Below are 12,090 nucleotides of genomic sequence, written 5' to 3'. Positions count from 1 at the left end.
TAACTTTCTTTAATTAGCACATGGGTTCATAGCTTTAAACCCATCGCTTACAATACAAGTTTTTTTGCGAGCTTCTATATCAAGTTCCCCAATTTCTTTGATTATTATTTCATCTTTAACTAAATCATCTCCTAAAGAATTAAATAAAAATAAATTAGCAATATTGTCATTAATCATTGCAGGATAGTTTTGATTATTGTTTAAACTTGATTTTGCTTGATTGTTTTCTAGTGTAGGAATGCTAGGAATACTAGGTGTTAGATCAGTCCAAGGTAAATCAGGTTCAACAGGAATACTAGGTGTTAGATCGGTCCAAGGTAAATCAGGTTCAACAGGAATGCTAGGTGTTAGATCAATGCTTTCTAAAATAGGTTTATATAAGTCATATTGATAATCTCCCATTATTAAAAAACTACCTTTATTGTGTTGATATTCTATTTTATTTTTAATTTCTGCTAATCCTAATTTGGAAGCTATTGTTTCTTGTTGTTTTTCTAGCATATTGATATTTTTAAGTAATTGAGCTAGCTTATTAGGATCTAGTGAAGAATTGTTTTTTATATAGTCATTATAAGATTTTTCTGCTATTTGAAGTTGTAATTTTATATTTTCCAATTCTTTTAGAAGTTGTTGTGAATTTAAAACTATATCTTTTAATTCTCCTTTTAGAATTTCTAATATACTTATTTTTTTCTCAATTGTTTTGTCTATATTTGATTTTATATTGTTTTGATAAAAATCTTTTACACCTTCTTCAAATTTATCATTATTTGCATTATTTAATCCGTTGTTTTGATAAGCCATTATAAAATCTAAACTTTGAACTATCTTCAAGGCTTGTGATTTATTATTTGCTGTATCTTTGATGAAGTATTTTGCCACAAAATCTACTTTTTCATCTTCTGTCATTAGATTATAATCTTTTTCTGCTAACATATCCAATAAAACATCAATATATATTTTATAATGCTGATTGATAAGATCTGCTAGAATTTCATTTTTGATGACATCTTCATATAAATCATCTTTACCAAGGATGGCTTCTTCTTGTATGATATTGTCTATATTTGGGTAATTAATTTCTATTTTATTTGAAAAATCTGGTTTTTTTGGTAGTTCTATAATAGGTCTTGCTATTGTATTATCTTTACTTAAAAAATCTTCAAATTTTAAATTTTTATTATCATCATTATAAGTATGAATATTAATTTTCATATCTTTCCATAATTTTAAGTCGCTAAAAACATCATTAAAATCATTTTCATGATGATAAATATGTATATTCTTAAAAGCTAAATTTACATTTTTATCGTTATAGGCACTAATAAATTTTCCACTTAAATTTTTACCATCACTTGCAAAAGATTGTATTTGGGAGTCATTTTCAAAAAATAAATATATATTTTTAAAATCTAAATTAAATTTTTGAAACATTGAACGCCCTTCAATATATCCGATAAACCCAGCAGCATTGGCAAAGTCTTTTTGTCCATAAGCTTGTATATTTTTTATATCATATATGCTTATGTTAGAAAAACTTCCCTTACCTTCTTTTTGAATCCATCCTGCAAAACCTCCAACATTCACCATTCCGCTTTTGTCTTTTTCAATCTTGCCTGAAATAGTGTCAATATTTTTTATTGTGATATTTGAAAGAGATAAATTATCACTTCTATATCCTTCTATTTTTCCTGCAAAGCCACCGCTTGCAGCACGAGTGCCTTCCATGGAGTTATTATTAATGCTTTCTATTTTTTCAGCTTCTATGCTAATATTATCAAAAACACCTCCATTAGCAAAACCTACAAACCCGCCAGCATAAGCATTTCCTGTATCAAAAAAATCTTCTTCCAATGAGCCATCTTTGTTATCTTGACTAATGCTTTTTACATTTTTAACACGCACATTGATGTTTTTAAAATAAGTATCACCAGAATCAATACTTCCTACAAACCCGCCAGCATAAGTATGGCGTAAAGTAGTAAAAGTGGAGGTTATGTTGTTTATATCTAAATTTATATTTTCAAGATCAGCATAGCCTATATTACCTGAAAAACCACCTGTAACAAAACCTCCATTAATTTCATCAATTTGTCTTATATCGATATTGCTAAATTTTCCTCCCCATACTTCTCCGGCAAAACCACCCGTATATGTTGCTTTTGTTGTTTTATCATTAATAATTTTATTTATTTGTGATATGTTTATATTTTCAAATTTTCCATTGTTAATTCCACCTACAAAACCTCCAATATGTGATCTATTTTCAAGGCTAATACCGCTGATTTCTCCTATTGATTTTATATCAATCTTGTTAAAGTTAGCACCATTAACATATCCTATAAAACCTCCTGCGTAGAGATTGTTTTTATTTTGTGTAGAGATTTTAGAGATATTTTTTAACTCTATATTTTCAAATTTACTGCCACCACTTGCATATCCTACAAAACCTCCAGTATACATTGAGTTTGATAGAATAGAATTATCGTTATAATCAATTATTATATTTTTAAATTCAGAACCATTAGCATTTCCAAATATACCAACATATCTTAAAGAATCTGATAATACATTTGTATCTATGAATATATTTTTTAAAGCAAAATTTTGTCCGTCAAAAATTTTATTATAAAAGCTATTATCTTCTATAATTTCCCAATTATCATTGTAAATAGGATCTTTATATCCTACTATCATATTGGTGCAACCATATCCTTCTATACAGTAATTTGCATAGTTTTTTCCTTTAAAATCTATATCATTTGTTAGTCTGTATTCAACAGCTGTATTTCTAAAATCTTTTTTATTTTCATTCCAACCTTTGGCAAAATGCCACCAATCAACATCTGAAGATATTCCTACAAAATCATATATGTTAAAGGAGTTATTATTATGTTTTATATTTTGAAAATCAGCTTGTTTAAGTTTATCAAAAACTGCAAAAGAATTAGGATCGTAGTAATATCCACTAGCATTTAAATATATAGAACCTCTTTCTTTAGCACTTACTTCTAATTTTGATAAAGAATTTGCGTTTATATTTGATGTATCAATGTCTATTTCGTTTCCTATAAGTTTGATGTTTTTTGAGTTGATTTTGGTTAATAAATCATTTGAATTTTTAATATTTGAATTTAATAAAATTTTATTTCCTATAAAGACAACTTCTTCAGCGTTAATATTTCCCATATTAACTACATTGCCATTGTTTTTATCTAATTTTATAATGGGTGATTGTATGGTGTTTGTTTTTCCATTTGCAAATTTTTGTATTTCATCAGAACTTATTGATGAGGTTGAAGCCACAAAGCGATTAGCATTGATAGTTCCTGTTTTAGTTATGATTACTCCATTAGGATTGATTAAAAAGACATTATTGCCACTTGCATTTAATAAACCTTCTATGGTAGATTTGCTTGTCCCATGAGCAATGTTTAGGTAGTTTTTATTGCTTCCATTAAAATTTACACTTTCATTTTTGCCTATGCTAAATCCCCCCCCCCATTGTATTACAGAATTTTGCCCATTTCCGTGGATATTCATATGATTATCATTTATGCTAATAGAACCACTAGTTCCATGTGTAAATTTACCACCACTAGGTAGCGCTAGACTTTGATCAAATAAGATAGAAATAACAATACCAGATAAAAGAATATGGTTAGAAAAACTAGACATCAGCTATCCTTAAATAATTATTAATATCAATATGTAATTTTTAAATATATTATAACAAAATTTATTTATAGTTAAATAAAAATAAATAAACATAAACAATATAAATAATTTATTATGCATATTTTTGTTATATAATTTGCTTTTAGAGTTAAGGTTTAGATTAAATGAAATTTTTAGTTTTTTTATTTAAAGAAAGCAAATTAAAAATCATTCTTTTTTTGCTTTTTAGTATTTTTACGAGTATATTAGGTGTATTGACTTTAGTTTTTATCAATGAATTTTTATTAAAAGCTAATCTTGAAAACTCAAATATTATCGTGTATTTTGTGCTTTTGTTGCTTGTATTTTTTGCGAGTTCTTCTTTTGTAGAAATTGCTTTAAGCTCGTTTGGACAAAGTTTTATTTTTAAAATGCAAAGAAGGGTTGTAAAGCAAATTTTAGATACAAGTGTTTTGAGTATTTTAAATACTACTAAAGCAAAGATTTTGGCTTCTTTGAATAATGATGTGCGTAGTATTTCTTTTGGACTTTTAAGACTTCCTGAATTCATACAATCAAGTGTTTTGATTATTTGTGTAAGTGCTTATATAGCTTATCTTTCTTTAGAAATTTTCTTTTTGTGTTTTGTGTGGATAGTGTGCGTTTTTTTGGTGGATAATTTTTTAATGAGCAAGGTGTATTTTTATTTTAAAAATGCTAGGGAAAATGATGATGCTTTGCAAAAAAACTATCAAAATATTTTACAAGGGCATAAAGAATTAACCTTAAATCCTTTAAGGGCAAAGTATTATTATGAAAACGAGTTTGAAAAAAATGCTCTAAAAAAGAAAAAAAGCTCCACTATAGGAAATATTTTACATATCTTATCTAATAATTGGAGCAATAGCGCCATGCTAGCTTTAGTAGGAGTGGAGTTTTATATAGCTTTAAGCTATGAACTTGCTAGTTTGCAAAGTGCTACTACTATTGCTTTAAGTGTGCTTTTTTTAAGATCGCCACTTGGAGCTATGATAGGAAGTTTTCCTACGCTTATGATGGCAAAAATCGCTTTAGATAAAATTTCAAATTTAAATTTAGAAAATTATTCTCATGAGTTTAAAATTAGTCAAAATAAAAAAACTTGGCAAAAACTTTGTTTTAAAGATGTATCTTTTTCTTATAATGAAAATTTTGCACTAAAACCTGTAAATTTTGAGCTTAAAAAGGGCGAATGCGTATTTTTAATAGGGAAAAATGGTAGTGGTAAATCTACTTTTTCTATGATTTTAGCAGGACTTTTTATAGACTTTAAAGGGGATATTTTTTTAGATGATGAAAAAATAACTTCAGAAAATATTTATGAATATAGAAGTTTAATTAGTGCGATTTTTAGTGATTTTCATTTATTTGAGCATGTTTTAGAAGATGAGAAATTTAGCAAAGAAGACTTGGTATACTGGCTTGAAATTTTAGAACTAAATGAAAAAGTAGAGCTTGTGGAAAATACTTTTAGCACTATAAAGCTCTCGGCTGGACAAAAAAAGCGCCTTGCTATGCTTAATGCTTTACTTGAAAAAAGAGATATTTTAATCTTAGATGAGTGGGCAGCTGATCAAGATCCTATGTTTAGAAAGTTTTTTTATACTAAGCTTTTGCCACTTTTAAAGCAAAAAGGCATTACAATATTTGCTATAACACATGATGAAGTATATTTTGACATGGCTGATAGAATTTTACTCGCACAAAATGGTCAAATTTGTGAATTAAAAGGCGATATTAAAGAACTAGCAAAAAATGCAGTAGAAAAATTTTAAAGGATAAAAATGAAAAAATTATTTATTTTATGTTTATTTTTAGGAGTAAGTTTGATGGCAAAATCTTTTGAGCTTGTAAAAGAGCCTGTTCTAACTTCGCAAATGGTTGAAGGGATTTTGGATCTTGCAAAGAAAGAAGCAAGAAAAAATGGCTTTCATGTAAGTATTACCATAGTAGATAAATCTGGTCAAATTTTAGCAGTTTTAAGAGATGATAAAGCAGGTGTGCATACGATTAATGCTAGTTATAAAAAAGCCTACACAGCCACTTCGCAAAAAAGAGAAACAGCAGTTATTTTTAAAGGTGTAAAAGAGGGTAAAATACCTGAAGATATTCGTTATTTAGATGATAAGTTTTCTATTATGCCTGGTGGGGTACCGATTTTTATAGATGGAGTTGTTGTTGGTGGTATAGGTGTGGGTGGAGCACACTTAGATGAGGATGTAAAAATAGCAAAAGCGGGGATAGCGTTTTTAAAATAGGCTTTGAAAAATCAAAGCCTATTGTCACTTAGCTTTTGCATAAATTTCTTTTTCAATGTTTATGTAAAATTGTGCGATAGCTTTGTAAGCTTCTTCCCAAGCTTTTAGTGTAGTTTCATCTGCATTTAACACTACTTTAATAGCCTTTAAAAGACAAGCACCTACTATAGGGTAATGCTCTTCTTTGACATTTAATTTTGTATGAGTGATAGCTACTTTATCAACAAAGCTTCTCATATTTTCTAAATTTTCTACATTTTTTGCTGCCATTAAAATAGCCATTGCTAAAGCTTTTGGTTGCTCGCCTGAAGCTTGTTTTTCCATATTAAACATAGGTTTTACTTCAGGATATTCTTCAAACATGATTTTATAAAATTCTTTTGTCAAAACTTCACCATTTTTTTGTAAAATTGGTACACAATCTTTGATGATTTGAATTTGCTCTTGTGTCATTTTATCTCCTTTGTATATTGTATTCTTGATGATTATATAAAAATAAGAGAAAAAATATCTTGATTTATGTTAATTTTGTATTATTTTATTTTAAATTGATTATGTATATCAATTTAAGTAAATATAAAGTGAATTATTAATATAATAATCCTTATCAATTTCAAAATTTAAAATTAAGGAAATTTATAAAATGAAAGCAAAAGTAGTTTTACTATCTTTACTAGCTGCTATGAGCTTAAGTGCTCAAGAGCTTACGATTTATTCTCATCGTCATTATGATTCTGATAAAGGAATTTTCAAATTATTTCAAGAAAAAACAGGTATTAGTGTAAATGTGGTGCAAGCTAAGGCTAATGAGCTTGCTAAAAGATTAGAAGTTGAAGGTAAAAATTCAAAAGCAGATTTATTTATGACTGCTGATGCGGGAAATTTAGAACAAGTTCGCACAAATAATCTTTTTGTTTCAGTTAGCTCGCCTGAGCTAGAAAAACTTTCTCCAAAAGAGCTAAGAGGCAAAAATAACGAATGGTATGCTTTTACAACAAGAGCAAGAATCATCATCGCTTCTAAAGATAGAATTAAAGATGGAGAGATTAAAACTTATGAAGATTTAACTGATCCTAAATTTAAAGGTAAGGTTTTAGTAAGAAGTTCAAATAATGTTTATAATATTTCTTTGTTAAGTGCTATGATAGATACTTTGGGCAAAGAAAAAGCAAAAGAATGGGCACAAGGCATAGCAAATAATCTTGCACGCACTCCAAAAGGTGGGGATCGTGATCAAATTCGTGCAATCTATGCAAAAGAAGGCGATGTGGCTATATCAAATAGTTATTATCTAGGACATTTAGCAAATTCAAAAAATCCTAAAGATGTTGAAGCTGCAAATTCAGTAAAAGTGATTTTTCCAAACCAAGATGATAGAGGAACACATATCAATGTAAGTGGTATAGGTGTTTTAAAAACTTCTAAAAATAAAGAAGCTGCGGTTAAATTTATCGAGTTTATGCTTTCAAAAGAAGCACAAGAAATTTTAACAAACCAAAACTATGAGTATCCAGTAAATAAAGAAGTAAAACCTGCTAAAATTTTACAATCTTGGGGCGAGTTTAAAGTAGAAAAGCCAAATTTCGAAGCTTATTGGGGTAATGCTAAAGAAGCTTTAATGATTTTTGATGAAGTTCAATGGAAATAATTTTAAGGAAAAATAAAATTTGAAATTTTTAAGTTTAAGGTGGTCTTTTGCCACCTTTTTTTTCTGTAGTTTAATCATACTGCCTATACTTGCTATTATTTTACACCTTCCTTTTATAGATATTAATACCTTAAAACATTTGAGTAAAAATGTCTTACCAAGGTATATTTTTGGTAGTGCTTTTATATTGTTTGGGACTTTAGTGTTGTGTTTGATTATAGGTTTAGTTAGTGCTTATTTGATAGCTTTTTATAAATTTTTTGGCTCGAAATTTTTTGAATGGTTTTTGATTTTACCTTTGGCTATACCTTCTTATGTAATGGGTTTTGTTTGGATTGATTTGTTTGAATTTCAAGGCTTAATTCCCACGCTTTTAGGTGTTGATAGGCGTATAGATATCATGAATGCATATGGGGTGATTGTGATTTTATCTTTTGCTCTTTATCCTTATGTGTATTTTTTTGCTAAAAATACCTTTGCTTATGGACTTGGAAATATCATTTTAAGTGCCAAAACACTTAAGGCTTCTAATTTAAAAACATTTTTTAAAGTGATTTTGCCATTTTGCCGTGTGGGTATAGTGGGTGCTTTGCTGTTGGTGGCTATGGAGGTTTTGAGTGATTATGGCTTGGTGGCGTATTTTGGCGTAGATACTTTTAGCGCAGGAATTTTTAGAACATGGGGAAGTGGTGGCGATGAAGTCAGTGCTGTGGCTTTAAGCGTGACTTTACTTGTATTTATCGCACTTTTAATGCTTTTAGAAAAAATTCAAAGAGGTAAAAAAGGCTTTAATCAAAATGTGTTTTTGCCTACTCCAAAAGATGAGTTAAAAGGCTTAAAGGCATTTTTAGCCTTTTTATGGTGCTTTTTAGTGGCATTTTTAGCCTTTGTCGTGCCTATTATGTGGCTTGTTTATTGGGCCGGGTTTGATTTTATGCAAAATTTAAGCAATGTCTTAACACCTGCATTTTATAGTCTTAGTGTGGCTTTGGTGAGTTCTTTTGCTATTGTGGGAGTGGCATTTTATTTATGTTTTATAGTGCGTTTAAACGATACAAAAGCTTCTAAAATCATCCTTTGGCTTACGACTTTGGGGTATTCTTTACCTGGAGCTGTGGTAGCTGTGGGAATTTTAGTGATTTTGGGTGTGTTAAATTATATTTTTGATCTTTTGTCTTTTGAGTATGCCATAGGTGGTGGATTTTTAGTGCTGTTTTTTGGATACTTTGTGAGATTTTTAGCTTCTGGAATTTTTGCAACCCAATCAGGCTATGAGAGAATTTCTAAAAATATAGACTATGCAAATTTAACCTTAAAATCAAAACCACTTAAAATTTTCACTCAAATTCATTTTCCTTTGATGAAGCATTATTTAGCTTTGGCTGTGGTGATTATTTGTGTGGATATTTTAAAAGAATTGCCTATTTCAACTATACTTTCACCTTCAGGTTTTCAAACGCTTTCATCGCTTGTATTTGCTTATAGTGAAAATGAGTTAATTTATAATGTTTCTTTGCCATCTTTGATTATAGTGTTATTTGGGATTATCCCTACATTTTTAATGCATTATTTGCAAAATAAAAACAACCAAAAAGGACAATAATGGAAATCTTAAAAATTGACAATCTTTACAAATCTTTTGGAAAAATAGAGGTCTTAAAGGGAATTTCTTTGAGCTTAAAAGAAGGCGAGATTGTCAGTATTTTGGGAGAAAGTGGCTGTGGTAAGAGTTCTTTGCTTGGTTGTATAGCGGGTTTTTTTGAAATCAATGATGGTAGTATTTATATAGGGGATAAACTAGTTGCTTCTAAGAGTATGTATTTAGCCCCACAAGAGCGTGATGTGGGGGTTTTGTTTCAAGATTATGCTTTGTTTCCGCACTTAAATGTAGAAGAAAATATATGCTTTGGTATAAGCTCTTTAGGTAAAAACGAGCAAAAACAAAGGCTTGATGAGGTTTTGGAAATTTTAAATTTAAATACACTTTTAAAACGCTATCCAAATGAGCTAAGCGGTGGGCAAGCTCAAAGAGTAGCACTAGCAAGAACCATAGTTGCAAGACCAAAAATTATACTTTTTGATGAACCTTTTTCAAATTTAAATCACACTTTAAGCGTTAAAATGCGCAAAGAAATCAAAAATATTTTAAAAGAGCATAAGCTTAGTGCTATTTTTGTTACGCATGATAAAGACGATGCTTTTTATTTATCAGACAATATCGCTTTGATTAAGGATGGAAAAATTTTAGACTATGGAAGTGCTAAAGAGCTTTTTTATAAGCCTAAAAATATAGATAGTGCTTGTTTTTTGGGCGAAGCATTTTTTATAGATCCAAATACAATTTTAGATGAGAATTTTAAAGCATATTTACAAAGTAAAAATGGCATTTTACGCCCTAATGATATACAAATTTCAACCTCACAAACTCCTTTAAAGGCTAGCGTTTTAGAATGTGTGTTTTATGGGGATTTTTATGAGCTAGGCGTGAGTTTGGAAGGACATATTTTTAGCATTTATCATCATAAAGAGCTTAGTAAAAATGATGAGGTTTATCTTAAGTTAAGTGATATAGAAAGCTTTTAATCACTCTAATTCATTTTCAAGCATATCTAAAATTTGCTAAAGATTATAAAATAAAGTAAAATCACAGCAAAAAAAGGAAATAAATGATTAGTGTAGAATTGATAGAGCATATTTTTAAAGCTGCTTCTATATCAAGGTGGAATGATTATCCTAGAATGACAAATTTAGTCGAGCTTGATAAACAAGCACATAAATTTATCATTGCTTATTTCATTGCTAAAATGGAAAAAGATGTCAATATGCGTTTTATCATAGAAGCAGGAATTTTTGAGTTTTTAAGTAGGGTGGTAGTGACTGATATACGCCCTGATGTGTATCATGAGATAACGCGTGCAAAAAATGAGCAAGTAAGTGCTTGGGTGTTAAGTAAAATCGCACCGATGATTCAAGATATTGAAAATGGTGAGTTTTTAAAACGCTATGAGCTTTTTTTGCAAGGTAAAGATTGTGCAAAAGAAAGGCTTGTTTTAAAAGCTGCTTCGTATTTTGCGACAAGGTGGGAGTTTAATATAGTTTATCAAACTAGTTCATTTTTAAGTGATATTGATGAGATTAAGGCTAAGGTTGAAGAAGAATTAGAAGATTATTATGAGTTAATTGGCGCAAGAAAAATAGCCCTTAATCGAAAAATTTCTAAAATAATCGATCTAAGCGGACGCTTGCGTTTTCAAAAAAGATGGGCACAAACTCCAAGGATTCCAGAAACTGCGGTTTTAGGACATATGCTTGTGGTAGCTATTTTGTCTTATTTTTATTCTTTAGAAGTAAAAGCATGCGATGGTAGGATAGAAAGCAATTTTTATTGTGCTTTGTTTCATGATTTACCCGAAAGTTTAACTAGAGATATTATCTCTCCGGTAAAATATGGCATAGATGGTTTAAATGAAATCATCAATGAGTATGAAATGAAACTTATTAATGAGAAAATTTTACCTTTTATACCACTATCTTTTAGAGAAGAATTTAGTTATATACTTGGTATTAGAGAAGGACAAAATGAAGAAAGTGCCTTTGTAAAAAATGAATTTGAAAATCGTATTTTTAATAACAAGCCAAGTGTTTATAGTGGTAGTTTAGATGCGGTTAATGAGGATCGTTTTAAGGCTATTGATGGAAAGGCTTTGAAGTATTGTGATAAGCTAGCAGCTTTTATAGAAGCGGCTTTATCGATTAGCTATGGAGTAAAGTCTAAAGAGCTTGAAAGTGGTTTTGTGGGAATGTATGAGTATTTTAAAACAAATCCGACTATTAATGGGGTAAATTTCTTTAGAATTTGTGAGGATATTAAAGGGTATTTTAAACTTTAAAACCCTCTCCCAGATGACTGCGGCACACACTAAGTCTAAGTGCTCTGCTGTGTTCCCACCCTGAAGCGGTGCTTAAAAATAGCATTGCACAGGTCTAAGAGAAGGCAGTTGAAATAATATCTTAAAATATCTTAAAAAACATTGAGGTGAAGTATGTTGAGTATATTTGCAAATTTTTTATCTAAATTTAGAGAATTTTTTGTTCCTAGTCATCTGTCTTTAGAATTTAGAGCAAAATCTTTTGCGGCTATTATTGTGGCAAATAAAAATATAAAAGCAGAAATTTGGCAAGTTTTGGCTGATATTGCTAGTGAAATTTATCCAAAAGATAAAAGCAGGCAAGCAATTTTGGTGCAAACTTCTAAAGAATATGTAGATAGAGTTTTAAAAAGTGAGCTTAGTTTGGATACTTTACTTAAAAATATTGCTTTGCTTTTGAAAAAAAATCCAAGATATATACAAAAGATAAAATTTGATAAACTTGAGCGTTTAATAGATAAAAATGAAGAAGAATCTTTGGTTCAGCTTAGGGTGTATGAATTTTTTGAGCAAGAGGTAAAATATATCTTAGAGCAAAAAAATATAAATAAAACATGAA

At 29.3% G+C, this 12,090-nt stretch carries 9 protein-coding genes and 1 other RNA gene; 7 read left to right on the top strand and 3 right to left on the bottom strand.

Translation table 11 applies throughout. The annotated features are described in order from the left end of the window. Positions 1–9 precede the first annotated feature (9 nt). On the bottom strand, positions 10–3,678 hold the full coding sequence (locus tag E2O22_RS02210; protein ID WP_133319041.1) for a two-partner secretion domain-containing protein: 3,669 nt from the start codon (positions 3,676–3,678) through the stop codon (positions 10–12). A gap of 164 nt (positions 3,679–3,842) precedes the next feature. Here E2O22_RS02210 and E2O22_RS02205 point away from each other — a divergent pair, with 164 nt between their 5' ends. Together E2O22_RS02205 and E2O22_RS02200 are read left to right on the top strand one after the other, a co-directional pair. Then, positions 3,843–5,471 carry a multidrug ABC transporter permease/ATP-binding protein gene (locus E2O22_RS02205; protein WP_133319040.1) on the top strand — a complete coding sequence of 543 codons (1,629 nt, stop codon included), beginning with the start codon at positions 3,843–3,845 and terminating at the stop codon, positions 5,469–5,471. Positions 5,472–5,480: 9 nt separating this feature from the next. Continuing rightward, positions 5,481–5,954 (top strand): GlcG/HbpS family heme-binding protein, encoded by a 474-nt coding sequence (locus tag E2O22_RS02200; protein ID WP_133319039.1) that lies wholly within the window; start codon positions 5,481–5,483, stop codon positions 5,952–5,954. A gap of 24 nt (positions 5,955–5,978) precedes the next feature. Here the strand turns inward: E2O22_RS02200 and cgb are convergent, their stop codons facing one another. Further along, complete coding sequence (gene cgb / locus E2O22_RS02195) at positions 5,979–6,407, bottom strand: single-domain globin Cgb (protein ID WP_133319038.1); 429 nt, start codon at positions 6,405–6,407, stop codon at positions 5,979–5,981. A gap of 190 nt (positions 6,408–6,597) precedes the next feature. Between cgb and E2O22_RS02190 the strand changes: the two genes are divergently transcribed. The 4 genes from E2O22_RS02190 to E2O22_RS02175 all read left to right on the top strand — a co-directional run bounded on the left by E2O22_RS02190 (position 6,598) and on the right by E2O22_RS02175 (position 11,492). Then, positions 6,598–7,602, top strand: a complete 1,005-nt coding sequence (locus tag E2O22_RS02190; RefSeq protein ID WP_133319037.1) for an extracellular solute-binding protein — start codon at positions 6,598–6,600, stop codon at positions 7,600–7,602. 19 nt (positions 7,603–7,621) lie between these two features. After that, the gene (locus E2O22_RS02185) at positions 7,622–9,205 is read left to right on the top strand and encodes an ABC transporter permease (RefSeq protein ID WP_133319036.1); all 1,584 of its coding nucleotides are present in this window, start codon (positions 7,622–7,624) and stop codon (positions 9,203–9,205) included. Beyond that, the gene (locus E2O22_RS02180) at positions 9,205–10,185 is read left to right on the top strand and encodes an ABC transporter ATP-binding protein (protein ID WP_133319035.1); all 981 of its coding nucleotides are present in this window, start codon (positions 9,205–9,207) and stop codon (positions 10,183–10,185) included. The genes E2O22_RS02185 and E2O22_RS02180 overlap by 1 nt, the downstream gene beginning before the upstream one ends. A gap of 83 nt (positions 10,186–10,268) precedes the next feature. Beyond that, complete coding sequence (locus E2O22_RS02175; protein WP_133319034.1) at positions 10,269–11,492, top strand: HD domain-containing protein; 1,224 nt, start codon at positions 10,269–10,271, stop codon at positions 11,490–11,492. 3 nt (positions 11,493–11,495) lie between these two features. On the opposite strand, the gene ffs is transcribed toward E2O22_RS02175, so the two are convergent. Continuing rightward, positions 11,496–11,593: signal recognition particle sRNA small type (ffs, locus tag E2O22_RS02170), an RNA gene on the bottom strand. A 52-nt stretch (positions 11,594–11,645) separates the two neighbouring features. On the opposite strand from ffs, the gene E2O22_RS02165 reads away from it, so the two are divergent. Continuing rightward, the gene (locus E2O22_RS02165; protein WP_133319033.1) at positions 11,646–12,089 is read left to right on the top strand and encodes a hypothetical protein; all 444 of its coding nucleotides are present in this window, start codon (positions 11,646–11,648) and stop codon (positions 12,087–12,089) included. The last annotated feature ends 1 nt before the right edge of the window (position 12,090 follow it).

The organism is Campylobacter lari (assembly GCF_004357905.1).
Lineage (GTDB): Bacteria > Campylobacterota > Campylobacteria > Campylobacterales > Campylobacteraceae > Campylobacter_D > Campylobacter_D lari_D.
The sequence above is the reverse complement of the archived record's forward strand: the minus strand, read 5'-3'. Positions and strand labels throughout refer to the sequence as shown.

What these genes read in the sequence shown, in the direction of transcription:
- E2O22_RS02175 (WP_133319034.1), top strand. Translation starts at nt 10,269, where the DNA reads ATGATTAGTGTAGAATTGATAGAGCATATTTTTAAAGCTGCTTCTATA.
- E2O22_RS02190 (WP_133319037.1), top strand. Translation starts at nt 6,598, where the DNA reads ATGAAAGCAAAAGTAGTTTTACTATCTTTACTAGCTGCTATGAGCTTA.
- E2O22_RS02180 (WP_133319035.1), top strand. Translation starts at nt 9,205, where the DNA reads ATGGAAATCTTAAAAATTGACAATCTTTACAAATCTTTTGGAAAAATA.
- E2O22_RS02210 (WP_133319041.1), bottom strand. Translation starts at nt 3,678, where the DNA reads ATGTCTAGTTTTTCTAACCATATTCTTTTATCTGGTATTGTTATTTCT.
- E2O22_RS02205 (WP_133319040.1), top strand. Translation starts at nt 3,843, where the DNA reads ATGAAATTTTTAGTTTTTTTATTTAAAGAAAGCAAATTAAAAATCATT.
- E2O22_RS02165 (WP_133319033.1), top strand. Translation starts at nt 11,646, where the DNA reads ATGTTGAGTATATTTGCAAATTTTTTATCTAAATTTAGAGAATTTTTT.
- cgb (WP_133319038.1), bottom strand. Translation starts at nt 6,407, where the DNA reads ATGACACAAGAGCAAATTCAAATCATCAAAGATTGTGTACCAATTTTA.
- E2O22_RS02200 (WP_133319039.1), top strand. Translation starts at nt 5,481, where the DNA reads ATGAAAAAATTATTTATTTTATGTTTATTTTTAGGAGTAAGTTTGATG.